Source organism: Bradyrhizobium sp. A11 (assembly GCF_042077125.1).
Taxonomy (GTDB): Bacteria; Pseudomonadota; Alphaproteobacteria; order Rhizobiales; family Xanthobacteraceae; genus Bradyrhizobium; species Bradyrhizobium japonicum_B.
Genome location: NZ_CP149509.1, coordinates 1,976,002 through 2,000,270, shown reverse-complemented (window position 1 = coordinate 2,000,270; position 24,269 = coordinate 1,976,002). Strand labels below are relative to the sequence as shown.

Genomic DNA, 24,269 nt, shown 5'->3' with positions numbered 1-24,269 from the left:
GCGAAGCGTAATCCGCCAACAATCGCCAAGGGATGGCGGATTACGCCTTCGGCTAATCCGCCCTTCGCACTTACGTCGCCGGCGCGACCTTGTCCTGGGTCTTGGTCTCGAAATCGCTCGCGTCGTGCCGCTCGTGGAGCTGGCTCGCGGGATCGCCCGAGACGCGGTTGACCATGCGGCCGCGCTTCACGGCCGGACGCTTGGCGATCTGATCGGTCCAGCGCTGGACGTTCTTGTAGTCCTGCACCGACAGGAATTCGCCGGCGCCATAGACCAGCCCCTTGGCGAGCGCCCCGTACCAGGGCCACACCGCCATGTCGGCGATCGTGTACTCCTTGCCCGCGAGATACTCGTTGTCGGCAAGGCGCCTGTCGAGCACGTCGAGCTGGCGCTTGGTCTCCATGGCGAAACGGTCGATGGCGTATTCGATCTTGGTCGGCGCGTAGGCGTAGAAATGGCCGAAGCCGCCGCCGAGATAGGGCGCGCTGCCCATCTGCCAGAACAGCCAGGACATCGCCTCGGTGCGGGTCTTGACGTCCTTGGGCAGGAAGGCGCCGAATTTCTCGGCGAGATAGAACAGGATCGAACCGGATTCGAACACCCGGATCGGCTCGGGACCGGAGCGGTCCATCAGCGCCGGGATTTTCGAGTTCGGATTGATGTCGACGAACCCACTGCCGAACTGGTCGCCGTTGCCGATCTTGATCAGCCAGGCATCGTATTCGGCGCCCTTGTGGCCGAGCGCCAACAGCTCCTCCAGCATCACCGTGACCTTCACCCCGTTCGGGGTGGCCAGCGAATAGAGCTGAAGCGGATGCTTGCCGACCGGCAGCTCCTTGTCGTGGGTGGGACCGGCAATCGGGCGGTTGATGCTGGCGAACTGCCCGCCATTCTCCTTGTTCCAGGTCCAGACTTTGGGCGGCACGTAGGCGGGGGCGTCGGTCATGCGGGGGCTCCGGCGGAAAGATGCGCCTGCATTAATTAGACCGCGCATGCCGAATGGCAAGGGCATCGCAACGCATTGCCGGGTCGGACAACGTCACGTTTTGTCATGGCAGGCCCCTTCCCGGTCATTCCGGGGCGCCCATAGGGCGAACCCGGAATCCATCGCTCCGCCCAGAATGCTCTGAAAAATGGATTCCCGCTTCTCGCTAGGCGAGCGCCGGAATGACGGTGGCGCCTGAGGGCAAAACGCAACGCCTACACACAAGATGCCTAGTCGAATCCGGCATGTCATCGACCGGCTGGCGCTTCTTTGCAAAGAACGAAAACGCCGGGGCCGCCGGGAGAGAGCCATGAAATCGCCGATCTGCGACATGCTGGGAATCGAGTTCCCGCTGCTGGCCTTCAGCCATTGCCGCGACGTCGTCGCCGCCGTCAGCCGCGCCGGCGGCTTCGGCGTGCTGGGTGCCACCGTGCACACACCCGATACGCTCGAACGAGAGCTGAAATGGATCGACGACCACGTCGACGGCAAGCCCTACGGCATCGACGTGCTGATCCCAGAGAACATCTCGACATCAGGCGAAAAGGATGTCACCTGGAAGAGCCTGGAAGCGCGCGTGCCGCAGCAGCACCGCGCCTACACACGCGATCTCCTGAAGAAATACGATATCGAGCTGACGAGCACGGAGGTCGCGGCCGATCAGCCGCAGCCGTTCGACGCAAAGACCGCGCTGCAGCTGCTCGAGGTCTCCTTCAATCATCCGATCCGCCTGATCGCCAATGCGCTGGGCGTGCCGCCCAAGGCGATGATCGAGATGGGCAAGGCACACGGCGTGCCGGTCGCAGCGCTCGTGGGGGCCAAGGAGCACGCGCTGCGCCAGGTCGCGGCCGGCGTCGACATTCTCGTGGTGCAGGGCACCGAGGCCGGCGGCCATTGCGGCGAGGTCTCGACCATGGTGCTGGTGCCGGAGGTGATCAAGGCGATCAAGCCCATTCGCGACGTGCCGGTGCTGGCGGCCGGCGGCATCATGACGGGCCGGCAGATGGCGGCCTGCATGGCGATGGGCGCGGCCGGCGTCTGGACCGGCTCGGTGTGGCTGGCCACCGTCGAGTCCGAGACCAGCGAGATTTTTCGCGAGAAGATGATCGCCGCGTCCTCGCGCGATGCGGTGCGCTCCAAGGGCCGCACCGGCAAGCCGGCCCGGCAGCTCCGCTCGGTCTGGACCGACGCCTGGGACCGCGCGCCGGACAGCCCGGGCGCGCTGCCGATGCCGCTGCAAAGCATCATCAGCCGCGACGCATTCAACTCGATCGACCGCGCGGCGGCAGGCGGCAACGCCAAGGCGCGCGATCTCGTCAGCTATTTCGTCGGCCAGGGCGTCGGCTTGATCGACAGCGTGAAGTCCGCCGGCGCCGTGGTGCAGGAGTTCAAGGAAGAGTTCGCCGAAGCCGTCGAGCACATGAATGCGCTGGTGGCGGAGTGATGGTGTAGACCCTCATGGTGAGGAGGCGCGCAAGCGCCGTCTCGAACCATGGGAGCCCGCGGCCCATCCTTCAAGACGCCTGCTTCGCAGGCTCCTCAGGATGAGGTCGAAGATGTCTGAGAGAGAGTGAAGAAGCAAGAACAATGACGAGTGTTCCCCCTGACCGCATCCCCGTCATCGTCGGCATCGGCGAGATCGTTGACCGTCCGAAGGAGATCAGCGCTGGCCTCGAGCCGCTCGATCTGCTCGAGCAGGCGCTGCGGCGCGCCGAGCAAGATGCCGGTGCGAAGCTGCTCGGCGAGGTGCAATCGCTCGACGTCGTCAACTTTCTGAGCTGGCGCTATCGCGATCCCGAGCAGCTGTTGGCGCAGCGCCTCGGTATCACACCTGCGCATTGCTATTACGGCCCGGTCGGCGGCGAGAGCCCGATCCGCTACATCCACGAAGCGGCCAAGCGCATCGCCCGCGGTGAATGCACTGTGGCGGCGATCTGCGGTGCCGAGGCGCAGTCGACCGCGACCAAGGCTGAGCGTGCCGGCGTCAAGCTGCCGTGGACGCCGTTCGCCCATGACGTCGAGGAGCCCAAGCGCGGCGCGGCGTTCCAGAAGCCGTTGGCGGTCAAGCTCGGCGTGTTTCGGCCCGTTACGGTCTATCCTTTCTACGAAGCTGCCTCTTCCGCGCATTGGGGCCAGACGCCGCGCGAGGCGATGGCGGAATCCGGTACGCTATGGTCGCGCTATTCGGAGGCCGCCGCGCAAAATCCCAATGCATGGCTGAAGCGGCGCTATACACCCGAGGAGATCACGACGCCGACCGCGGACAATCGCCTGATCGCGTGGCCCTACAACAAGCTCATGGTCGCCAATCCCAGCGTCAACATGGGCGGCGCGCTGCTGCTCACCAGCCTTGCCAAGGCCCGTGCGGCCGGGATTTCCGAGGACAGGCTGGTCTATCCACTCGGCGGCGCCTCGGCGGAGGAGCCGCGCGATTATCTGCTGCGCGACCAGTTCTACGAGAGCCATCCGCAGAACGCGGTGCTGAAAGCGGTGATGGAGCTCGCCGGCGGCGACGGCAAAAGGTTCGACGCGATCGAGCTCTACAGCTGCTTTCCCTGCGTGCCCAAGATGGCGCGGCGGACGCTAGGGCTTTCCGCCGACGTGCAGCCGACTGTGACCGGCGGCCTCACCTTCTTCGGCGCGCCACTCAACACGTACATGACGCATGCGGCCTGCGCGATGGTGCGGCGGCTGCGCGACGGCGCCAGGCTCGGCCTGCTCTATGGCCAGGGCGGCTTCGTCACCAAGCATCACGCGCTGGTGGTCTCGAAGGCGCCGCTGCGCGCGGCGCTGGCGCAGGAGACCAGCGTGCAGGACGAGGCCGACCGCAACAAGGGCGCGGTGCCGGAGTTCGTCACCGAAGCCAGCGGCAAAGGCAAGGTGGAGAGTTTTACGGTGCTCTATGGCCGTAGCGGCGAGGTCGAGCACGGCGTCGTGATGCTGCAGACGGAAGGCGACCGGCGTACGCTGGCACGGATTCCGGCGAGCGACAGCGCGACGCTGGCCCATCTGCTCAACATGGATCGCACGCCGGTGGGCTCGCTCGGCGAGATCGCTATGGCTGCCGACGGGGTGCCGGAGTGGCGGGTGGCGTAGCCGAGGGGCACCTCAGGCGGCGCGGACCGTATCCAGGAACTTGCCGACCTCGAGCTTGAGGCGATTGGAGTCGCGCGACAGCATCTGCGCCGCCGACAACACCTGGGACGAGGCCGAACCGGTCTCGGTGGCGCCGTGCTCGACGTTGCCGACATTGGCCGACACTTGCTGCGTTCCCTGGGCCGCTTTCTGCACGTTGCGTGCGATCTCCTGCGTCGCTGCGCCCTGCTCTTCGACGGCCGCGGCGATGGCCGAGGCGATCTCCGACAGGCGCCCGATCGAGCCGCCGATGTCCCGGATTGCACTGACGGAATCCTGGGTGGCCGCCTGAATACCGGTGATCTGCTGGGAGATTTCGCCGGTGGCTTTCGCCGTCTGTTCGGCCAGGGCCTTCACCTCGGACGCGACCACCGCAAAGCCACGGCCGGCCTCGCCGGCTCGCGCGGCCTCGATCGTGGCGTTGAGGGCCAGGAGATTGGTCTGTCCCGCGATCTGGTCGATCAGCGCGATGACGTCGCCAATTCTGGAGGCCGCTCGCGACAATTCGCCGATCCTGTCGTTGGTTCTTCCGGCCTGGCCAACCGCCTCGTTGGCCATCCGGGCCTGATCCTGGACCCGTCGGCTGATCTCGTTGACTGACGACGAGAGCTGCTCGGTCGCCGACGCGACCGATTGAACGTTGGAGGAAGCTTCATCCGACGCCGCCGCGACCACGACCGCCAATTGCTGGGCGCGCTCGGCGGTCGTATTCAGCGTCCCGGCCGAGGCTTCGAGCTCGGTCGATGCGGAGGACACCGTGTCGATGATCTCGCCGATGGCCGTCTCGAATGCGCCGGCGAGCCGGTGCATGTCGGCCTTGCGTTGCTCGGCGGCAATCCGATCCTGCACGATCTTGGCCTCGGCCTCCATGCGAGCCTTCTCCTCGGCCTTGACCTTGAAGACCTCGACCGCGTGCGCCATGTCGCCGATCTCGTCCTTACGGCCGAGGCCCGGCAGGACGACGGAGAAATTGCCGCCGGCAAGTTCGCCCATGGCGCTCGTCAGGGCGGACAGCGGACGCAAGATCCGCGAGAACGCGACCCAGAAGCTGAGCAGCGCGAGCGCGACGCTCGCAAGGAGAATGCCGCCGCTGACGGCCAGATTTGACGTGCTCCTTGCCGCCAGTCCCGCCGCCTCCCGATCCGCATCCGCAGCGATGGCCTGACCAAGCTGCAGGATCGCGTTGATGGCGTTCGTCGCCCGCGCCATATAGTCGGTGCCTGAGATCCTGTATTCGCCCGTTTTGCCGTCCCCGATGACATCTGCGCGCAGCGAACCGTAAGTGCGGAAGTATTTCTGCTCCACGTCCTTGATCGCCTGGCCAAGATCCGCCGAGACATCGGCGCGCTGGGCCACAGGTGAGATGGTCTCCCAGGCCAGTTCGACATGACCGCGGAATCCGGACACCAAGCCGATGCCGTCCGCGGTGAGTTTCGCATGGGCGCTGATCAAGCCCGCGAGGAAGGCCCGCTCGCGGCCGGCATTCTCGGCCATCTCTGCGGTGAGATGGCGAAGCCCGACAAGCCGCGTCATTGCCGGCGACGGCGCATCGGTCAACGTCTCCAAGGTTAGCCGCAGCCGGTTGGCAGCGATCTCGATGAGTTCGGTCAGGGCCGGAACGACCGCGTTGACGACTGCAGGATCGCGCTCGGCCCTCGGCTTGACCAGATCGGCGTCAACCTTGCGGCGCAGGCTCTCGACCCCGGCAAGCGCGCGCTCGGCTTCCGCAATGCCGGTCTCGATGGATTTCATCGCAGGCAGGTTGCGCAGACGCTGCGCGGCATCCCGGAACGCCTGTCCCGAAGCGGCACGGATCCGGTCAATTTCGGCGCGGCGGTCTGCGCCGACATGCTCGGGCGTGTTCAGCGCCGCGTTGCTCATTCCCCGCTCCAGAGCCCATTGTCCGGCGCTCAGCAGCAGCTGCTGCGATATTCCATTGAGCTCGACGAAGGCGTACGCCTCCTGTCGGTCGTGGTAGGCCCCATAGGCCGTGTAACCGGTGGCGGCCACTCCCATCAGGGCGAGAGCCGAGACAATCAGAGGCAGGATCGTTCCAATTCGCGCGTGCACGGCTGGCTTCCTCTCGTGAGCACCGCCCGAAAAAGAGCAGTTCTGCGAAAGCAATAGCCGGCTCTGGCAACTTGGGATTGTCTCACATCAAAGATCGTCGCGAACCTCGCCTCTGCATGCGATTTCAGAGCGTATGATTATCGAATCATTGATTGCCGGGTGCGACGCAAGCCGCAGAAAAAGCTGCGATCGGAGAGAACGCAGCTTTCAGCCCGTCATGCCCGAGCGCAGCTGATCCGCCGCTCACGCGGCGCGGACGGAGTTCAGGAACTTGCCGACCTCGAGCTTGAGGCGATTGGAATCGCGCGACAGCATCTGCGCCGCCGACAGCACCTGCGAGGACGCCGAGCCGGTTTCGGAAGCACCGCGCTGGACGTCGCCGACATTGGACGAGACCTGCTGGGTGCCTTGGGCGGCCTGTTGAACGTTGCGGGCGATCTCCTGGGTTGCCGCACCCTGCTGCTGCACGGCTGCCGCAATCGCCGAAGCGATCTCCGACAGACGCGCGATGGTGCCGCTGATCTCGCCGATCGCGCTGACCGAATCCTGCGTCGCCGCCTGAATCCCGCCGACCTGCTGGCCGATCTCGCCGGTGGCCTTGGCCGTCTGTTCGGCGAGCGCCTTGACCTCGGAGGCCACGACGGCGAAGCCGCGTCCGGCCTCACCCGCCCGCGCCGCCTCGATCGTGGCATTGAGGGCAAGCAGATTGGTCTGGCCGGCGATCGCATTGATGAGCTCGACGACGTCGCCGATCCGCGCTGCGGCTCGCGACAATTCGCTGACGCGCTCGGTGGTGGCATGGGCCTGGCTGACCGCTTCGTTCGCGATCCGGGAGGAGTCCTGCACTTGGCGGCCGATCTCGCGCACCGAGGACGACATCTCTTCGGCAGCCGACGCCACCGAATGGACATTGGTCGAGGCTGCTTCCGAGCCGGTTGCAACCGCGGAGGCCAATTCCTGCGCCCGGCCGGCGGTCGAGGACAGCGTCGAGGCCGAAGCCTCGAGCTCGGTTGCGGCCGACGAGACGGTCTCGACGATCTCGCCGATCGCGGCCTCAAAGCCGTCGGCGAGTTTGGTCATGTCGGATTTGCGCTGTATCTCGGCACGGCGCTGCACCGCCTGCACCTCGTCGCGGCTGAAGCGGACGATGGTTTGCACGGTCTGGAGATTGCGCAGCGCCTCACCGATCTCGTCGTCGCGCTCGATCACAATGCGGTTGTCGAGCTTGTCCTGCACAATGTTGACCAAAGTCTCGTTGAGCTGCTGCATCGGCCCCCGGATCGCGCGCATGGTCGCGACGCCTGCGAAACCTACGATGGCGGCGCCGACGACGGCCAGCGCGGCCAGAATCAGGCTGGTCGAACCGCCGGTGGCGAGGGCGCCGCCGATGCCAAGCGCAAGCATGAACAGCGCCTGGAGCACCATCGTCGTGACGAGGCGCGCCTTCAGCGTCCCGGTGAAGACGCTGAAGCGGTCCAGCCACGAGCGGCGACGGATGATGCCGGCGTCAATGCGATAGCCATGCGGCTTCTTCTCGCGGATCGCGGCGTAGACCTGTTCGGCGAGCTTGCGCTGGTCGGCCGGCAGCTTTGTGCGGATCGAAGTATAGCCCTTGACCTCGCCATTCTCGCGGATCGGAGAGGCCGTCGCCAGCACCCAGTAGAAGTCGCCGTTCTTGCGGCGGTTCTTCACCGCGCCGAGCCAGGGCTTGCCGGCCTTCAGCGTGTCCCAGAGGTTGTCGAACGCCTCCGGCGGCATGTCGGGGTGACGAACGATGTTGTGCGGCTGGCCCATCAGTTCCGCCGACGTGAAGCCGGCGGCGGCAATGAAGTCCTCGTTGAAGTAGGTGAGCTTGCCCTTGAGATCGGTCCGCGAGACGATCAGCGTCTCGTCGCTGACGGGATATTCGACATCGGTGACCGGAAAATTCTTGCGCATCGGCGCTCCCCAAAAACCGGAATCAGTAAAAAAGTCGTTCCAATCGGGCCCCGCCCTGCATGCGCCTGCCCTCCGCTCACTCTCGTAAATTCGATTTAACCATCGATGAAACGTCTCGACCGTAGAACTACGGCACGCGGAAGTGCGACTGCGAGCGAGATCATGCGACCCGCAAGACGGAACGAGCGGCGCTTTCTGGCGCCGCTCGCCGTTCGATCGGACAGAGACTCTACGCCGCGCGGACGGTGGTCAGGAACTTGCTGACCTCGGTCTTCAGCCGGCCCGAGTCGTTCGAGAGCATCTGCGCCGCCGACAGCACCTGCGAGGACGCGGATCCGGTCTCGGTCGCGCCGCGCTGCACGTCGGTGATGTTCGACGAGACCTGCTGGGTGCCTTGCGCGGCCTGCTGCACGTTGCGGGCGATCTCCTGGGTCGCCGCGCCCTGCTCTTCCACGGCTGCTGCAATCGCCGACGAGATCTCCGACAGACGCTCGATGGTCGAGGAAATCTCCTTGATCGCACCGACCGATTCGTTGGTCGCCGCCTGGATGCCGGAGATCTGCTGACCGATCTCGCCGGTGGCCTTCGCGGTCTGCTCCGCGAGCGCCTTCACTTCGGAGGCGACGACAGCGAAGCCGCGACCGGCCTCACCCGCGCGCGCGGCCTCGATGGTCGCGTTCAGCGCCAGCAGATTGGTCTGGCCGGCGATGGTGTTGATTAGTTCGACGACGTCGCCGATGCGGGCCGCTGCCTTCGACAGCTCGCTGACACGCTCGGTGGTGGCACGCGCCTGACCGACGGCATCGCCAGCCATTCGCGCCGATTCCTGCACCTGGCGGCTGATCTCGCCGACCGACGAAGCCATCTCCTCGGTCGCCGAGGCCACCGACTGCACGTTGCTCGAGGCTTCCTCCGAAGCTCCGGCAACGGTGGTCGCCAGTCTCTGCGAGCGCTCGGCTGTCGACGTCAGCGTCGAGGCGGAGGCTTCGAGCTGGGTCGAAGCCGACGACACGGTCTGGACGATCTCGCCGATCATGGCTTCGAATTCGCGGGTGATGTCGTCGACGCGGCGGCCGCGCTCGATCTTGATCTCGGCATCCGCCGCCGCAGCTTCGTCCGCAGCCTTCTTGGCGATCAACGCCTCCTTGAAGATCTGGAGCACGTCGGCCATGGCGCCGATCTCCGTCTTCTCGCCGCGATGCGGGACCTCGGCGGCCAGATCGCCCCGACCCAGCGCCTGCATCGGCTGCGTGATGGAGTTGATGCCGTTCGAGACGTCGCTGACCAGATAGAAGCTGAGACCAATGCCGACCAGGACGGCGACGCCGAGAATGACCGAAACCAGCATGAAGGCATAGGAATAGCTGTCGGCAGCATCCTGAGCCGCCTGTTCGCCCCCCCTGGTGTTGAGCTCGATGTCCTTGTTCAGGACCTCATCCGCCTGAAGCCCGATCTTGTTGACAGTCTTGGAGTTGAGCTCCTGCGCCTCGCGCGGGATCTTGCCGGCCTCCTTGCGCGACAAGGCCATCACCTCCTCGGTGCCTTTCTTGTAATCGTCCCAGAGCTTGGACCACTGGCTGTAGAGCGCCCGCTCTTCCGGCGAGCTGATCATGGCCTCATACTTGCTGCGCGTCTTGGCGAGCGCGTCGGTCACGGTGGCGGCGGTCTTCTCCACCGCGAGCTTGTCGTCCAAAGCTTCGGCCAGCATGTGCTGGCGCACCACGTTCCGATACGTGATGACTGCGGCCCGCAGGTCGCCGATCACCTTGACGCTCGGCATCCAGTTGGTGGTGATGTCGAGGGTGTTGGCGTTCATCGTCCGCATCTTCGTGACGGCGAGCAGACCCATGCCGGTCATCGCGATCAGCAGGAACGCCACGACACTGATGATCTTGGCGCGGATGGAAAGCTTGGCAAACATAATCGGGTCTCGTTGTGCTGGCGCGGGCGCGCGTCGGGAGCTCTAAAGAATCAACCAAAGGGAGCAGCGCCGACATCAGACAGCAGACCGTCTGCGAAAAATGTTGACTGCGACTCCGCGCGAGCACGGAAGTCGAAAGAGATGAACAGGCGCCTAAGAACGCCCTGCGCTCAGCGCATGAGCCTAAGCGCATCTGCGAAAAACTCGGGGCCGCCGAAGTTTCCGGACTTCAACGCGAGCAGCATTTCGCCTGCTTCGGCGCCGACGGCGCGCAGCACCGGCACGCCCGCGGCGATCTCCGCGCCGACGAGGAAGCCCGGGATTTCGAGGCGGTCGACGACCGCGCCGGATGTCTCGCCGCCGGCAACGACGAGGCGCCGGACCCCTGCTTTCACGAGGCTTTCCGCGATATCGGCCATCGCCTGCTCGATGGCGTGTCCCGCGGCATCGCGCCCGTGGCGGGCCTGCAATGCGGCGACGTCCTCGGGCTTCGCGCTCGAGGCGATCAGCACCGGGCCGTCGGCAAGTCGCGGCCTCGCCCAGTCGAGCGCGCGCTCGGCTTCGTTCGCTCCCGTAATAATACGGTCCTGGTCGAGATGGAACACCGGCATGATGCGTTCGGCATTCGCGATCTGCTGAAGCGTGGCCTGCGAGCAGCTTCCGGCAAGACACGCTGCTGGCCCGCCGACGGCAGCTCCGGACTCGCTGCTTGCCGCACCGCGCTTGACCTTGCCCGTCGACACCAGAGCTCGCGCCAGTCCAAGGCCGATGCCGGAGGCCCCGACCGACAGGCGATGTTCGGCGGCGACGAGGCCGATGGTTTCGAGGTCGCGATCGAACACGGCGTCGATGATGGCAGCGCCGATACCCTTGCCGGCGAGTTCGGCCAATCGCGCCCGCACGGCATCCGCGCCGCGCGCGACAGTCGCGAGGTCGACGAGACCGATCTGCGTCCTGCTCTGGCGCGCCAGCACGCGCACCAGGTTTGAATCATGCATCGGGTTGAGCGGATGGTCCTTCAGCGGGCTCTCGTTGAGCGGCACGGCGCCGACGAAGAGGTTGCCCTGGTAGACGGTGCGGCCGGTCTCCGGGAAGGCCGGCGTCACCAGAACGGCACCCTCGCCGCTATCGGCGCGCAACGCGTCCATCACCGGGCCGATATTGCCTAAATCGGTGGAATCGAAGGTCGAGCAGATCTTGAACAGCACGTGGCGCGCACCGCGGCTCCGCAGCCATTTCTCCGCCGCGCGCGAGCGCGAGACGGCAAGTCCGGCCTCGATCGAACGGCTCTTCAGCGACACCACGACGGCGTCGACCTCGGGCAACGCCAGGTCGTCCGAGGGCACGCCGATGGTCTGCACGGTGCGCAGGCCGGCGCGCGTCAGCGTGTTGGCGAGATCGGAGGCGCCGGTGTAATCGTCGGCGATGCAGCCGAGAGAAAGCTTTGCCGCAAGTGTCACGGCTTCACTCCGGCGTAGGGCTTGAACCAGGCGAGCCCGTCAATGGTCTTGCCGCGTGGATTGTACTCGCAGCCGACGAAGCCGGCATAACCGAGGCGGTCGAGCTCGTCGAACAGGAACGGATAATTCAGCTCCTCGCCGTCGGGCTCGTTGCGCGAGGGGATGCTGGCGATCTGGACGTGGCCGATGATCGGCATCATCTCGCGCAGCCGCATGGTGACGTCGCCATGAATGATCTGGCAATGATAGATGTCGAACTGGAGCTTCAGGTTCGCAAGCCTCAGTTCCTGGATCAGGTCGCGGGCGAAGCCGAAATCGTTGAGAAAGTAGCCGGGCACGTTGCGCGCATTGATCGGCTCGATCACGACGTCGATGCCGTGGGGGGCGAAGAACTCCGCGGCCCATGCCACCGATTTGTAGAAGGCCTCGATCGCGACGCGCTCGCCGCGGTTGGCGATGCCGGCCATCAGGTGCAGGCGCTTCACGCCGGTCGCCTTGGCATAGGGCAGCGCCGTCTCCAGGCTCGCCTTGAGGTCGTTGAACCGTGAGGGGAGCGCCGCAAAGCCCTTCTCGCCGGCATTCCAGTCGCCCGGCGGCAGGTTGAACAGCGCCTGCGTCAGGCCGTTGCGCTTGAGTCGCTCGCCAACCGCCTCGGCGGGATGCTCGTAAGGAAAGAGAAACTCGACCGCGGTGAAGCCGGCTTGCGCAGCGGCATCGAACCGATCGAGGAACGGCACCTCGGTGAACATCATCGAGAGATTGGCGGCAAAACGCGGCATTGGAAATCCCCTCAAACTTACTTGTCGCCGGGCAGCTTCACGCCGGTCACCTGCGCATACATGCGCGCCACCGACGCATCGTCGTCGCGGCCCATGCCGGCGGCTGATGTCATCAGAAACATCTGGAGCGCGGCGGCGGAGACCGGCACCGGGAATCGGGCACTGCGCGCCATGTCCTGGATGATGCCGAGATCCTTGACGAAGATCTCGACCGCGCTGCGCGGCGTGTAGTCGCCGTCGAGCACGTGCGGCATGCGGTTCTCGAACATCCAGGAATTGCCGGCGGAGGCCGTGATCACCTCATAGACCTTGCGGATGTCGAGGCCCTGCTTGGCCGCGAACGCGATTGCTTCGCTGGCGGCGGCGATGTGCACGCCGGCGAGCAGCTGGTTGATCATCTTGAAGGCAGCGCCCTGCCCTGCGGCATCGCCGAGCTCATAGAGCTTTGCCGCCATGGCATCGAGCGCGGGCCGCGCTTTCGCAAATGCAGCGGGGCTGCCGGAGGCCAGGATCGTCAACTCGCCCTGCGCGGCACGCTGCGCCCCGCCGGAGATCGGCGCGTCCAGATAATGCCGGCCCGTCGCCTCCAGCTGCTTGGCAAGGCGCCGCGCCACGTCAGGGTCCATGGTGGCGGAGGAGACGAACACGCTGCCCTTCGGCATGGTCTCGGCGGCACCATCCTTGCCGAACAGGATCGTCTCAGTCTGCGCGGCATTGACGACGACGCTGACGACGATGTCGGCGTCCTTGGCGGCCTCGGCCGGGGTCTTGGCCCCCGTCCCGCCATCCTTCACGAAACGCGCCACGGCGTCAGCCGAGACGTCACAGCCGGTGACCGCGTGGTCGGCGCGCTTCAGCGAGGTCGCCATGCCGTACCCCATCGAGCCGAGCCCGATGACGGCGATGCGCTGATTTTGTGGCGTGGAGGCGGACATGCAACTAACCCTTGCGAACGTTTCCCGGATGGCCGGCCTTTGCGGCGGGCTCGACGAACCGATAACACGGCTTGGTCGCGCTGCCAAAGCGTGAGACAAAGGGGCATGACGGCCATGAGGACTGAAAACAGCAACGAGACGCGGCTGCGCGAGGATATCTGCCGCTTCGGACGGTCCCTGTTCGAGCGCGGGCTGACGCCGGGCTCCTCCGGCAATATCAGCGTCCGGCTGGACGGCGGCGGCTGGCTGGTGACGCCGACCAACGCCTCGCTTGGCTTCCTCGATCCGGCAAAACTCTCGCGACTGGACGATCAGGGCCGGCTGGTGTCGGGCGATGCACCGACCAAGGAAGTTCCGCTGCACACTGCACTCTACGACACGCGCGGCAGCGCACGCGCGATAGTGCACCTGCACTCCACCCATTCGGTCGCGCTATCCATGCTGCCCGAGATCGACCCGCGCGCCGCGCTGCCGCCGATGACGGCGTACTACCTGATGAAATGCGGCGCCACCGCGCTCGTGCCCTATTACCGCCCCGGCGATCCCGCTGTGGCGGACGCAATCAAGGGACTGGCGGGACGATATTCATCCGTGCTGCTCGCCAATCATGGCCCTGTCGTCGCCGGCGACACGCTGGAAGCCGCGGTGTTCGCGACCGAGGAACTGGAGGAGACGGCGAAGCTGTACCTGCTGCTGCGCGGGCTGAACCCGCGATATCTCTCGCCGGAGCAGGTGACGGATCTGGTGAAGGTGTTCGGGGTGACGCTGCCGGAGCATGGGGACGGGCATTAGACGCGGTTCTAACCTCGTCATTGCGAGCGCTCGATACTTCGTAACGATAGTGCCGTAGGGTGGGCAAAGGCGCGCCAGCGCCGTGCCCACGTCTTTGAAAGGCGTGGGCACGCTTCGCTTTGCCCAACCTACGAATCCAACACTACAATCCCAGATACGCCTTCCTCACGTCCGGGTTGCCCTTGATCTCGCTGGCTGCGCCCTGCATCAGCACGCGGCCGGTCTGCAGGATGTAGGCGCGGTCGGCGATCTCGAGGCACTCGGCCATGCGTTGCTCGACGATGAGGACGGTCATGCCGGCGTCGCGGATGCGCTTGACCGCCTGGAAGATCTCATCCACCAGCTTCGGCATGATGCCCTGCGACGGCTCGTCCAGCATCAAGAGCCGAGGGCGCGTCATCAGGGCGCGACCGATCGCGAGCATCTGCTGCTCGCCGCCGGAGAGCGTCTCGGCGCGCTGCTCGAGGCGCTCGGACAGGCGCGGAAATAGGGTGAAGACGAGATCGAGCGGGCCCTCACGATCGGCCTCGCCGCGATAGAGATAGCTGCCGAGGCGCAGATTGTCCCGCACCGACAGGCGCGGGAACAGGCGGCGGTTCTCCGGCACATAGGCGATGCCGGCCGCCGTGATGTGGTGCTGCGCCATGCCGTTGATCTGCCTGCCGTCGAAGGTCACGCTGCCCGAGCGCGGCCGCTCGGCCCCGGCGATCGACTTCAGCAGTGTCGACTTGCCCGCGCCGTTGGCGCCGGCGACGCAGACGATCTCGCCCTTCTGGACCTCGATCGAGACCGCGGAGATCGCGACCAGGCCTTGATAGGCGGTCGTGACTTCACGCACCGACAGCATGACGATCTCCCAGATATGCCTTGATCACCTTGGGATCGCGGACGACGTCGGCGGGCTTGCCTTCGACCAGCACCTTGCCGAGGTCGAGCACGATGGCGCGGTCGACCAGCGGCATCACGATCTCCATGACGTGCTCGACCATCAGCACGGTGATGCCGGCATCGCGCACCTTGCGCACCAGCGCGACACCGGTCTGCGCCTCGGTCGGCGTCAGGCCGGTGAGGACTTCGTCGAGCAGAAGAAGCTTGGGCTCAGTCGCGAGCGCGCGGGCGACTTCAAGGCGGCGCTTCTCGGCCGGCACGAGGTCGCTGGCGAGCACGTCGGCGCGCGCGGCAAGGCCAGTGAACTCCAGCACCTCATGAGCCTTGCGGCGCGCCTCCCGCATCACGGTATTGCGCACCAGCGCACCGACGATGACGTTGTCGATTACGGTCATGGTCTCGAAGCTCTTGACCACCTGGAAGGTGCGCCCGATGCCGCGCTGGCAGCGCGCCGCCGCCGGCATGTGGGTGACGTCCTCGCCATCGAACAGGATCGTGCCTTGGGTCGGCGGCAACACGCCGGCGATCAGATTGAACAGGGTCGACTTGCCGGCGCCGTTGGGGCCGATCAGGCCGACGATCTCGCCGCGGCCGACCGAGATCGAGACGTCGCTGTTGGCGACAAGGCCGCCGAAGCGCTGCCAGACGCCGCGGGTTTCGAGGAGCGCGGTCATCGGGCGGCTCCCGTCTTCTTCGGCCGTGAGAACAGGCTGAGCAGCCCCCGCGGCAGGGCCAGCGAGATCAGGACGATCAGCGTGCCGTAGACGATGAGGTCGACACCGCGCCCCGAGCCACCGAACTTGAAGCGCGTCAGCTCCGTCAGCGGGATCAGGATGGCGGCCCCTAACACCGGCCCCCACAGGGTGCCGATACCGCCGAGCACGGCCGGCAGCGCCATCAGCAGCGAAAACTGAAAGCCCATGACGCTCTCAGGGTCGATGTAGGAGACGAACTGGGCATAGAAGCTGCCGCCGATGGCAACAAGAAAGGCGGAGACGGCTGCCGCGCCCATCTTGGAATTGAACACGTCGACACCGAGGCTCTCGGCCGCGTCCGAATTGTCCTTCACCGCGCGCCACCAGAATCCCCATTTGGAGTTTTCCAGCCACCAGGTCACGAACCAGGCGAGGCAGCACAGCGCGAGCGCGAAGTAGAAATACGGCAGCTTGGTGCGGAGGAACTGGAACTTCAGCCAGCTGTCGCCGCGGATCGGAATGGTGATGCCCATCGCAGCGCCGGCCCATTCCCAGTTGTGGAACAGCAGCAATCCGATCTCGGCGATGACGATGGTGGCGATCACGAAGTAATGGCCGCGCAGGCGGAAGAAGGGATAGCCGAGCCCCATCGCGATCAGCGCCGACACCACGCCGCCGGCCAGCATGCCGAACCAGGGCAGCACGCCGAACTTGGTGAAGAGCAGCTCGGTGGTGTAGGCACCCAGGCCGAAATACAGCGCGTGCCCGAGCGAGATCTGCCCGCAATAGCCGGACAGGATGTTCCAGCTCTGCGACAGACCCGCATACATCAGCGTCAGGATCAGGATGTTCTGGACAACGACGTCCTTGACGAACAATGGCGTCAGCGCCGCAATCGTGGCGAGCGCGGCGGCGATGATGAGGTCGCGGCGGCGCCGCGCTGCAAATTCCTTGTCCATCAGATCGATCCGAACAGGCCGCGCGGCCGGATGAAGACGACCAGCAGATAGACCGCGTAGATGCCGACCGATTTCAGCGACGGCGGCAGCACCAGGGCGGTGGTGGCTTCGACGAGGCCGACGATGATGCCGCCAGCGAAGGCGCCGAACACGCTACCGAAGCCGCCGAGCGCCACGGTGACATAGGCGATCAGCGCAAAGGACGCGCCGACGTCGGGATAGATGTAGAAGAAGCTCGCCATGATCGCGCCGGCGAGGCCGACCAGCGCGGCGCCGAGGCCCCAGCCGAACGCGAACACGCGGTTCTTGTCGATGCCGACCAGCGCGACCGCACCGGGATCTTCGCGGGTGGCTTCGATCGCGCGACCGAAATCGGTGCGGTGGATGAAGAAATAGAGGCCGGCGAAGGCCGCGATCGAGACCAGCGCGCCGACCAGCTGCGGCTCCGGCAGGAAGATGCCGGCAATCGAGATGGTCTTGCCGCCGAGCCATGACTGCGGAATGCTGCGATAATCAGGCGTGAAGAAGTATTGCGCGAGGCCGCGCATGACGATGGCAAGGCCGAAGGTAGTGAAGATCTGCACCATGCCGGCATTGGCCTTGGCCCGCATGGCGAAGCGCACAATCAGCAAGTAGATCACCGCTCCGAAGATGAAGAGCGCGGCAGCGACCAATGGCGCGGACAGCAAGGGATCGATGGCAAAGAACGCGAACAGGAAGAAGGACAGATACATCGCGATCATCAGAAACTCGCCATGGGCGAAGTTCGTGACGTCCATCAGGCCGAAGATCAGCGCGAGGCCGACTGCGATCAATCCGTAGAGCAGGCCCATGAGCAGGCCGCTCGCGAGACTTTGGATAATGGCTTGGGCTGTCAAAAGTCGTCCCCCGAAATAGATCCTCATCCTGAGGAGCGCGCACCAGCGCGCGTCTCGAAGGATGGCCCAGCCCTCGTCCTTCGAGACGCGGGCTACGCCCGCTCCTCAGGATGAGGGCGGGAGCTACATTGAGCTCCCGCTTTCCCAGTTTACTTCATCGGCCAGACCGCCTCGGCAATCGCGGCCTGCGGCGGGAAGATGGTGACGAACTTGCCGCCGATATATTGCAGCAGCACGGGGTCGGCGTCGTTGTTCTGGCCCATCTCGTCGAACTTGACGCGCTTCCAGGGCATGATGGTCTGCTCGCCCGGGATGTCGGTCGCCGCCAGCGCGTCGCGGATCTTCTCGCCGTCGGTCGACTTGGCGCGGCTGATGGCATCGGCGAGGATGATCAGGCCCATGAACTGACGCGAGGTGAGGTCGTTGAAGTCCTTGCCCGACTTCGCCTTGAACATGTCGTTGATCTTGCCGACCATCGGGCGCTTCTGCGCGAGGTCGAGCGAGAAGGTGCCGCGCGAGATCACGCCCTCGAGCTTGTCGCCGACGGCATCATAGAGCGCCTTCTCGGAGAAGCCGGCGTCCTGCGCCACGATCGCATTCGGCTTGTAGCCGAGCTCGGCCATGGTCTTGACCAGGAGGATGCCGTCGGTGGTGTAACTCGATGGCATCAGCACGTCGGCATTCGCCGACTTGAGCTGCTGCACCTCGGCCGAGAGCGAGGGCGAGTTGGCGCGATACTTGATGTCGGTGACGATCTTGTAGCCGCGCTCGCCGGCGATCTTGGCCTGGGCGTTGCCGGAATCGGTGCCGAAGATGGTGTCCTCGTGGAACAGCGAGAGCGTCTCGATCTTGGTGCCCTTCTTCTTCAGGGCATCGAAGAAGTCGAACATGGCGGCCGAGTACATCTCGTCGTGCGGCGCGGCGCGGAAGTAGTACTTCAGGCCGCGGCGATGCAGGCTCGGCGAGGAATTGTCGGCGGAGACGAACGGGACCTGGTAACGCTCGCAGATCTGGCTGACGGTGACGGCGACCGCGCTCTGATAGGTGCCGATGATGGCGCAGACCTTCTCCTGGGTGATCAGGCGCTCGGCCTCGGCGCGGCCCTTCTGCGGATCGGCCTGGTGGTCGGCGAAGACGAGGCGGACCTTGGCGCCGCCGAGGCCCGGCAGGCCTTCGCCCTTGGCCAGTGGCAGATCGAAAGCGGTGTCCTTGTTGATGACCTCGAGCGCGGTCTCGTAGGCCTTCTGCGCATCGACACCCTGCTGCGCGCTGCCGCCGGAGAACGGATAGATCACGCCAATCACGACCTCCGACGTCTGGGCGCGTGCAGCGAGCGGCACCAGGGCAGCGGTGGCGGTGGCACCTAACAACACGTCGCGGCGAGTGATCGTCATGGCGGAGTCCTTTGTGACTGAATTTCAGATGATCGAATGAAGCGATTGACGGATGCGGTAAAGCTCGAAGAAGCAGCAGATGCTGCCCGTTAAATCACGGCCATGGTCCTGTTCTTGAGATCCGTGACCAGCATCAGGCCGGGCGAATGCGTGATCGCAAACGGCAGCTTGGCGGCGTTGATGACCGATTGCGGGGTTACGCCGCAGGCCCAGAACACCGGGATCTCGTCGTCGGCGACGGTCACCGGATCGCCGTAATCGGGCTTGGAAATGTCCTTGATGCCGATCAGATGCGGGTGGCCGAGATGCACGGGCGCGCCGTGCACGGCGGGATAGCGCGAGGTGATCTGCACCGCGCGGATCGCATCCGCAGGCTTGAACGGGCGCATCGACACCACCATGGGACCCGCGAACGGTCCGGCCACGCCGCAAGGAATGTTGGTGCGGTACATCGGCACGCGCACGTTCTGCTCGATGTGACGGATCGGCATGCCCTCGTCGAGCAGCGCCTCCTCGAACGAGAACGAGCAGCCGAGCACGAAGGTGACGAGATCGTCGCGCCAGTACTTGGTCACATCGGTCGGCTCGTCGACGATCTCGCCATCGCGCCAGACGCGATAGCGCGGCACGTCGGTGCGGATGTCGAGGTCGGCGCCGAGCGCCGGGATGAAAGGGCTGCCGACATCGGACATGCCGATGATCGGGCACGGTTTCGGATTGAGCTGACAGAAGCGGTGAAAGGCGCCGGCATAGTCCGCCGGCAGGATCGCCAGATTGCCCTGGACGAAGCCGGGGGCGACGCCGGCGGTGGAGGCGACCAGCCCCTCACGGTAAGCGAGCCGGGCCTTGCGGCTCGGCAGCGTGTCGGTTGTTTCAGTTTGCTGCGTTGCCACCAAAACAGTCATGCGATTGACCTGCCCATAAACTCGACAAAGACAAGCCAACACCACGCGTGCTATAAAGTCTAATCGTCGTTTCTAATCAATCTCGATAAATCCGATTTATCGATTGGGAAAATCCCTCCATGCTGGACTTCAGGTCGATCGAGACGTTCCTGTGGGTGGTGAAGCTCGGCAGCTTTCGCGGCGCCGCCCAACGGCTCAACACCACCCAGCCGGCGATCTCCCAGCGCATCGCCCAGCTCGAGCGCGAGATGGGCGTGAAGCTGCTCAACCGTGATCATCGCGTGGCTTCACCGACCCCGAGCGGCCGGCAGATGATGGTCTATGCGGAGAAGCTGATCGGGCTGCGCGCACAGATGATGGCGGAGATCAGCGATGCCTCGGCGATGCGCGGCGTGATGCGGCTCGGCGTCGCCGAGACCATCGTGCACACCTGGCTGCCGCGCCTCGTGAAGAGCGTCAACCAGGTCTATCCGAACCTGTCGCTCGAGATCGAGGTCGACATCACGCCGAACCTCACCGCGCGCCTGCTCGCGCAGGAGATCGAGCTTGCGTTCGTGGTGGGGCCGCTGTCCGCCTCCGGCGTGCACAACCGCGTGCTTGCCGATTATCCGATCGGATTCCTCGCCAGCCCCTCGCTGGGGCTCGGCAAGGGCCCGGTGACGCCGGCGGACCTCGCGCGGTTTCCGATCATCACCTTCCCGCGCAAGACCAAGCCTTACGAGGTGGTGCGCGAGGTGTTCGACCGGCCGGAGCTGCCGCCGATCCGCCTGCATGCGTCCGCCTCGCTCGCCACCGTCATCCATATGGCGGTCGAGGGGCTGGGCGTCGCCGTGATTCCCGACGCCATAGTCGAGAGCGAGCTCGCCGACGGGCGGCTGCAGCTGCTCGACACCGATCTGGCGATCGCGCCGCTGACCTTCACCGCGAGCTGGCTCGCCTCGCCCGACGTCGTTGCCGTGGAGCGCGTCGCCGAGCTTGCACGGCAGATTGCGCAGAGCAGCCTCGCGGTTGACGCGCCCGCGCAGGCGCGTCATTGAAAAAGGCGCCGGATTTTCTACCGTCATTCCGGGGCGATGCGACAGCATCGAACCCGGAATGACAGCCAAGATGGACTGACCACATGAGCCGTGCCGCCACCAATTTGCAGATCGATTCCGCCCGCCTCTGGGGCTCCATCCACGAGACCGCGCAATTCGGCGCGACGGCCAAGGGCGGCGTGCGGCGGCTGACGTTGAGTGCCGAGGACAAGCAGGTGCGCGACTGGTTCCGCAAGGCCTGCGAGGAGGCTGGCCTCGAGGTGCACACCGATGCGCTCGGATCGCAGTTCGGTCTGCGCAAGGGCCGCGACATGTCGAAACTGCCGGTCGGCATCGGCTCGCATCTCGACACCCAGCCGACCGGCGGCAAGTATGACGGCATCCTGGGCACGCTCGGCGCGCTGGAAGTGATCCGCACGCTGAACGATGCCGGTATCGAGACCGAGGCACCGATCTGCATTGTCAACTGGACCAATGAGGAAGGCTCGCGCTTCGCGCCTGCGATGATGGCTTCCGCGGCCTACGTCGGCGACTTCACCACCGACGACATTTTGTCGCGCAAGGACGCCGAGGGCACCACCGTAGGCCAGGCGCTGGACAGCATCGGCTATCGCGGCGACAAGCCGGTCGGTTTCCAGAAGCTCGGCTGCTTCGTCGAATTGCACATCGAGCAGGGCCCGATCCTGGAGGCCGAAGGCAAGACCATCGGCGTCGTCGATTCCGGCCAGGGCGTGCTGTGGTACGACGGCAAGATTTCCGGCTTCGAGAGCCATGCCGGATCGACCCCGATGCCGCTGCGCCGCGATGCGCTGGCGACGCTGTCGGAGATCGTGCTGGCGATGGAGGCCATCGCGAAGAAGCACGGGCCGAACGCGGTCGGCACCATCGGCGAGGCCGTGATCGCCAACCCCTCACGCAACGTCATTCCCGGCGAGATCGCCTTCACCATGGATTGCCGCAGCGCGGATGGCGCGATCATGGACGCGCTGGATCGCGATTTGCGCGCTGCGATTGCTGAGATCGCCGCACGCCGCAAGGTCGAGGTGAAGATCGATCTGGTCTGGCGCAAGCCGCCGACGCATTTCGATCCCAAGCTGATCGCAGCGGTGGAGAGCGCGGCGAAGACGCTCGGCTATTCCTCGCGCCGCATCACGTCCGGCGCCGGCCACGACGCCTGCAACCTCAATACTGTGATGCCTGCGGCGATGGTGTTCGTGCCCTGCAAGGACGGCATCAGCCACAACGAGCTGGAGGACGCCACGCAGGGCGATTGCGCCGCAGGTACCAACGTCCTCATGCATACCGTGCTGGCGATCGCCGGCGTCGCGTCCTGATCGGAGAGAGCCATGCGCGGAGTTTTCGTCGACGCCAACGAAGCCCTTGCCGTGATCATGGAGCGGCTGGGGAAGCCCGGCGATCCCAAGGTGCGGATCCACCGGGACCCCGACATCAAGCCGGAGCAATACCCTGAAATCCTCGACGGCGCCGAGATCGCGATCGTCGATCACACCGCGCTGCCAACCGAGGTCGCGAAGAAGTGCACCGGCCTCAAGCACGTCGTGTTCCTCGGCACCGGCGCACGCAGCTACATGAACCCGGAAGAGCTCGCCGAGCTCGGCATCTCCGTGCATCTGATCAAGGGCTACGGTGACACCGCGGTCGCCGAAGCCGCGATTGCGCTGATGTGGGCCTCGGCCCGCGTCATCGCGATGATGGACCGCGAGATGCGCGTCGGCAACTGGTTGCGCGAGGACGGCATGCAGCTCACCGGCAAGACGCTCGGGCTGATCGGCTTCGGCGGCATCGCCGCGGAGGTCGCGCGCATCGCCTCCGGCAGCGGCATGAAGGTGATCGCCTGGAATCGCTCGCCTAAGAGCCATCCGAGCGTCGAATTCACCGATCTCGATACGGTGCTGGCGAGGAGCGACGTCGTGTCGCTGCATCTGCTGCTCAACGACGAGACGCGCGGCATGATCACTCGCGAGAGGATCGCGAAAATGAAACCGGGCGTCATCTTCGTCAACACCGCGCGTGCCGCGATCGTCGACGAGGCCGCCATGATCGAGGCGCTGAAGTCGGGCCACATCCGCCATGCCGGCCTCGACGTCTTCAACACCGAGCCGCTGCCCGCAGACCATCCGCTGACGAAAATTCCCAACGTGACGCTGTCGGCGCATTCGGCGTTTCGTACGCCCGAGGCCAGCGAGAACCTTATTGAAGCGGCGCTGGTTCATTGCCGCCGGATCGTGAAGGGATAAGAAGAACAACAATGGCCGAGTATCGCAACATCAAGGCAGGGCCGCTCACCAACGCCATCCACGCCATCGTCAAGGCCGGCGGCTCCTCGGATCGCGAGGCTGAGCTGGTCGCCACCAATCTCGTCGAAGCCAATCTCAAGGGCCACGACTCTCACGGCGTCGGCATGATCCCGCGCTATGTCCAGAGCGTCACCAATGGCGGCCTTGCCGTGAACCAGCACGTCAAGATCGTGCTCGACACCGGTCCGCTGCTCACGCTCGATGGCCTCACCGGCTACGGCCAGGTGATCGGCCATGAAGCAATGGAGCTGGCGGCAGAGCGCGCCAAGCGCAACGGCGTGTGCCTCGTCGGCCTCTCCAACGCGCACCACATCGGCCGCATTGGCCATTGGGCCGAGCAGTGCATCGAGCACGGATTGGTCTCGATCCACTTCGTGAACGTGATCTCGCGCCCGATCGTGGCGCCCTGGGGCGGCAGCGATGCCCGCCACGGCACGAACCCGTTCTGCGTCGGCATCCCGCGCAGCGGCAAGGACCCGATCGTTCTGGATTTCGCCACCAGCAGGATCGCGCAGGGCAAGACCCGCGTCGCCCACAACAAGGGCGTCGATCTGGAGCCCGGCACCATCATCGATCATGAAGGTAAGGCGACGGTCAATCCGCGCTACACCGTGATCCCGCCGTACGGCGCCATCCTCCCCTTCGGCGAGCACAAGGGCTCGGGCCTCGCACTTGTGTGCGAGATCCTCGGCGGCGCGCTCTCCGGCGGTCAGGTGGTGAAGGGTTCGTCCGACGGCAAGCACAACGTCCTCAACGGCATGCTCTCGATCGTCATCGATCCCGGCAAGCTCGGCACCGGCGAGAACCTCGCGCGCGAAGTCGAGAACTTCGTCGCCTGGCACACCGCCTCGCCGCCCGCCCCCGGCGTCGACAAGGTCAGAATCGCGGGCGAGCCCGAGCGCGAAACCAAGAGAAAGCGTCTCGCTGAAGGCATTCCGGTCGACCCAACGACCTGGCAGGAGATTCTGGAGGCCGGAAAGAAGTTCGGCCTGGACCAGGCCGCGATCGAGAAGATCGCGGGCTAAGTAGGAGCCGGTATCTATCCGCTGTCGTCCCGGACAAGCGCGCGCCGATCCGGGATCCATAACCACAGGACGTGGTTTGGCGAAGACTCTGAGTTGCCGGCTCGGCCAAGCAATCTCTGCCCAGGGTCATGGGCCCTAAGTTCGCAGGGACGACC

At 65.4% G+C, this 24,269-nt stretch carries 20 protein-coding genes; 7 read left to right on the top strand and 13 right to left on the bottom strand.

Features of this window, described 5'->3' with window-relative positions; translation table 11 throughout:
- Positions 1-70: 70 nt before the first annotated feature.
- Positions 71-946 carry a glutathione-dependent disulfide-bond oxidoreductase gene (gene yghU, locus WI560_RS09275; RefSeq protein ID WP_257177406.1) on the bottom strand — a complete coding sequence of 292 codons (876 nt, stop codon included), beginning with the start codon at positions 944-946 and terminating at the stop codon, positions 71-73.
- A gap of 349 nt (positions 947-1,295) precedes the next feature.
- Here yghU and WI560_RS09270 point away from each other — a divergent pair, with 349 nt between their 5' ends.
- Both WI560_RS09270 and WI560_RS09265 read left to right on the top strand, forming a co-directional pair.
- On the top strand, positions 1,296-2,429 hold the full coding sequence (locus WI560_RS09270) for a nitronate monooxygenase (protein WP_375307747.1): 1,134 nt from the start codon (positions 1,296-1,298) through the stop codon (positions 2,427-2,429).
- 143 nt (positions 2,430-2,572) lie between these two features.
- Complete coding sequence (locus WI560_RS09265; RefSeq protein ID WP_375307746.1) at positions 2,573-4,081, top strand: acetyl-CoA acetyltransferase; 1,509 nt, start codon at positions 2,573-2,575, stop codon at positions 4,079-4,081.
- Between the two features lie 12 nt (positions 4,082-4,093).
- Here WI560_RS09265 and WI560_RS09260 read toward each other — a convergent pair whose 3' ends face one another.
- From WI560_RS09260 to ltnD, 6 genes are all read right to left on the bottom strand, one after another.
- Positions 4,094-6,190 (bottom strand): methyl-accepting chemotaxis protein, encoded by a 2,097-nt coding sequence (locus tag WI560_RS09260; RefSeq protein WP_375307745.1) that lies wholly within the window; start codon positions 6,188-6,190, stop codon positions 4,094-4,096.
- Between the two features lie 243 nt (positions 6,191-6,433).
- The gene (locus tag WI560_RS09255; RefSeq protein ID WP_375307744.1) at positions 6,434-8,128 is read right to left on the bottom strand and encodes a methyl-accepting chemotaxis protein; all 1,695 of its coding nucleotides are present in this window, start codon (positions 8,126-8,128) and stop codon (positions 6,434-6,436) included.
- Between the two features lie 229 nt (positions 8,129-8,357).
- Entirely contained in the window at positions 8,358-10,049 is a 1,692-nt protein-coding gene (locus WI560_RS09250) for a methyl-accepting chemotaxis protein (RefSeq protein ID WP_375307743.1), read from the bottom strand.
- Positions 10,050-10,219: 170 nt separating this feature from the next.
- The gene (gene otnK / locus WI560_RS09245; protein ID WP_375307742.1) at positions 10,220-11,509 is read right to left on the bottom strand and encodes a 3-oxo-tetronate kinase; all 1,290 of its coding nucleotides are present in this window, start codon (positions 11,507-11,509) and stop codon (positions 10,220-10,222) included.
- Positions 11,506-12,288, bottom strand: a complete 783-nt coding sequence (gene otnI / locus WI560_RS09240; protein WP_375307741.1) for a 2-oxo-tetronate isomerase — start codon at positions 12,286-12,288, stop codon at positions 11,506-11,508. Before otnI ends, otnK begins: the two co-directional genes overlap by 4 nt.
- A 17-nt stretch (positions 12,289-12,305) precedes the next feature.
- Positions 12,306-13,223, bottom strand: coding sequence for an L-threonate dehydrogenase (gene ltnD / locus WI560_RS09235; RefSeq protein ID WP_375307740.1), 918 nt, complete (start codon positions 13,221-13,223; stop codon positions 12,306-12,308).
- 105 nt (positions 13,224-13,328) lie between these two features.
- On the opposite strand from ltnD, the gene WI560_RS09230 reads away from it, so the two are divergent.
- On the top strand, positions 13,329-14,015 hold the full coding sequence (locus WI560_RS09230; protein WP_375307739.1) for an aldolase: 687 nt from the start codon (positions 13,329-13,331) through the stop codon (positions 14,013-14,015).
- A gap of 142 nt (positions 14,016-14,157) precedes the next feature.
- Here WI560_RS09230 and WI560_RS09225 read toward each other — a convergent pair whose 3' ends face one another.
- The 6 genes from WI560_RS09225 to WI560_RS09200 all read right to left on the bottom strand — a co-directional run bounded on the left by WI560_RS09225 (position 14,158) and on the right by WI560_RS09200 (position 19,734).
- Positions 14,158-14,862, bottom strand: coding sequence for an ABC transporter ATP-binding protein (locus WI560_RS09225; protein ID WP_375307738.1), 705 nt, complete (start codon positions 14,860-14,862; stop codon positions 14,158-14,160).
- Positions 14,846-15,577, bottom strand: a complete 732-nt coding sequence (locus WI560_RS09220) for an ABC transporter ATP-binding protein (protein ID WP_375307737.1) — start codon at positions 15,575-15,577, stop codon at positions 14,846-14,848. Before WI560_RS09220 ends, WI560_RS09225 begins: the two co-directional genes overlap by 17 nt.
- Positions 15,574-16,557, bottom strand: a complete 984-nt coding sequence (locus tag WI560_RS09215) for a branched-chain amino acid ABC transporter permease (protein ID WP_375307736.1) — start codon at positions 16,555-16,557, stop codon at positions 15,574-15,576. Before WI560_RS09215 ends, WI560_RS09220 begins: the two co-directional genes overlap by 4 nt.
- Positions 16,557-17,390, bottom strand: a complete 834-nt coding sequence (locus tag WI560_RS09210) for a branched-chain amino acid ABC transporter permease (protein ID WP_375307735.1) — start codon at positions 17,388-17,390, stop codon at positions 16,557-16,559. The genes WI560_RS09215 and WI560_RS09210 overlap by 1 nt, the downstream gene beginning before the upstream one ends.
- Before the next feature lie 194 nt (positions 17,391-17,584).
- A complete protein-coding gene (locus WI560_RS09205) occupies positions 17,585-18,829 on the bottom strand; it encodes an ABC transporter substrate-binding protein (RefSeq protein WP_375307734.1) in 1,245 nt (414 codons plus the stop codon).
- Positions 18,830-18,918: 89 nt separating this feature from the next.
- Positions 18,919-19,734, bottom strand: coding sequence for a putative hydro-lyase (locus WI560_RS09200; RefSeq protein WP_375307733.1), 816 nt, complete (start codon positions 19,732-19,734; stop codon positions 18,919-18,921).
- 119 nt (positions 19,735-19,853) lie between these two features.
- Here WI560_RS09200 and WI560_RS09195 point away from each other — a divergent pair, with 119 nt between their 5' ends.
- The 4 genes from WI560_RS09195 to WI560_RS09180 all read left to right on the top strand — a co-directional run bounded on the left by WI560_RS09195 (position 19,854) and on the right by WI560_RS09180 (position 24,114).
- The gene (locus WI560_RS09195; RefSeq protein WP_028135248.1) at positions 19,854-20,771 is read left to right on the top strand and encodes a LysR family transcriptional regulator; all 918 of its coding nucleotides are present in this window, start codon (positions 19,854-19,856) and stop codon (positions 20,769-20,771) included.
- Between the two features lie 83 nt (positions 20,772-20,854).
- Positions 20,855-22,105 (top strand): Zn-dependent hydrolase, encoded by a 1,251-nt coding sequence (locus tag WI560_RS09190; RefSeq protein ID WP_375307732.1) that lies wholly within the window; start codon positions 20,855-20,857, stop codon positions 22,103-22,105.
- 12 nt (positions 22,106-22,117) lie between these two features.
- The gene (locus WI560_RS09185; protein ID WP_375307731.1) at positions 22,118-23,029 is read left to right on the top strand and encodes an NAD(P)-dependent oxidoreductase; all 912 of its coding nucleotides are present in this window, start codon (positions 22,118-22,120) and stop codon (positions 23,027-23,029) included.
- 11 nt (positions 23,030-23,040) lie between these two features.
- A complete protein-coding gene (locus tag WI560_RS09180; RefSeq protein WP_375307730.1) occupies positions 23,041-24,114 on the top strand; it encodes a malate/lactate/ureidoglycolate dehydrogenase in 1,074 nt (357 codons plus the stop codon).
- Positions 24,115-24,269 lie beyond the last annotated feature (155 nt).

What these genes read in the sequence shown, in the direction of transcription:
- yghU (WP_257177406.1), bottom strand. Translation starts at nt 946, where the DNA reads ATGACCGACGCCCCCGCCTACGTGCCGCCCAAAGTCTGGACCTGGAAC.
- WI560_RS09270 (WP_375307747.1), top strand. Translation starts at nt 1,296, where the DNA reads ATGAAATCGCCGATCTGCGACATGCTGGGAATCGAGTTCCCGCTGCTG.
- WI560_RS09265 (WP_375307746.1), top strand. Translation starts at nt 2,573, where the DNA reads ATGACGAGTGTTCCCCCTGACCGCATCCCCGTCATCGTCGGCATCGGC.
- WI560_RS09255 (WP_375307744.1), bottom strand. Translation starts at nt 8,128, where the DNA reads ATGCGCAAGAATTTTCCGGTCACCGATGTCGAATATCCCGTCAGCGAC.
- WI560_RS09250 (WP_375307743.1), bottom strand. Translation starts at nt 10,049, where the DNA reads ATGTTTGCCAAGCTTTCCATCCGCGCCAAGATCATCAGTGTCGTGGCG.
- otnI (WP_375307741.1), bottom strand. Translation starts at nt 12,288, where the DNA reads ATGCCGCGTTTTGCCGCCAATCTCTCGATGATGTTCACCGAGGTGCCG.
- ltnD (WP_375307740.1), bottom strand. Translation starts at nt 13,223, where the DNA reads ATGTCCGCCTCCACGCCACAAAATCAGCGCATCGCCGTCATCGGGCTC.
- WI560_RS09230 (WP_375307739.1), top strand. Translation starts at nt 13,329, where the DNA reads ATGACGGCCATGAGGACTGAAAACAGCAACGAGACGCGGCTGCGCGAG.
- WI560_RS09225 (WP_375307738.1), bottom strand. Translation starts at nt 14,862, where the DNA reads ATGCTGTCGGTGCGTGAAGTCACGACCGCCTATCAAGGCCTGGTCGCG.
- WI560_RS09220 (WP_375307737.1), bottom strand. Translation starts at nt 15,577, where the DNA reads ATGACCGCGCTCCTCGAAACCCGCGGCGTCTGGCAGCGCTTCGGCGGC.
- WI560_RS09215 (WP_375307736.1), bottom strand. Translation starts at nt 16,557, where the DNA reads ATGGACAAGGAATTTGCAGCGCGGCGCCGCCGCGACCTCATCATCGCC.
- WI560_RS09210 (WP_375307735.1), bottom strand. Translation starts at nt 17,390, where the DNA reads ATGGGCCTGCTCTACGGATTGATCGCAGTCGGCCTCGCGCTGATCTTC.
- WI560_RS09205 (WP_375307734.1), bottom strand. Translation starts at nt 18,829, where the DNA reads ATGACGATCACTCGCCGCGACGTGTTGTTAGGTGCCACCGCCACCGCT.
- WI560_RS09200 (WP_375307733.1), bottom strand. Translation starts at nt 19,734, where the DNA reads ATGACTGTTTTGGTGGCAACGCAGCAAACTGAAACAACCGACACGCTG.
- WI560_RS09195 (WP_028135248.1), top strand. Translation starts at nt 19,854, where the DNA reads ATGCTGGACTTCAGGTCGATCGAGACGTTCCTGTGGGTGGTGAAGCTC.
- WI560_RS09190 (WP_375307732.1), top strand. Translation starts at nt 20,855, where the DNA reads ATGAGCCGTGCCGCCACCAATTTGCAGATCGATTCCGCCCGCCTCTGG.
- WI560_RS09185 (WP_375307731.1), top strand. Translation starts at nt 22,118, where the DNA reads ATGCGCGGAGTTTTCGTCGACGCCAACGAAGCCCTTGCCGTGATCATG.
- WI560_RS09180 (WP_375307730.1), top strand. Translation starts at nt 23,041, where the DNA reads ATGGCCGAGTATCGCAACATCAAGGCAGGGCCGCTCACCAACGCCATC.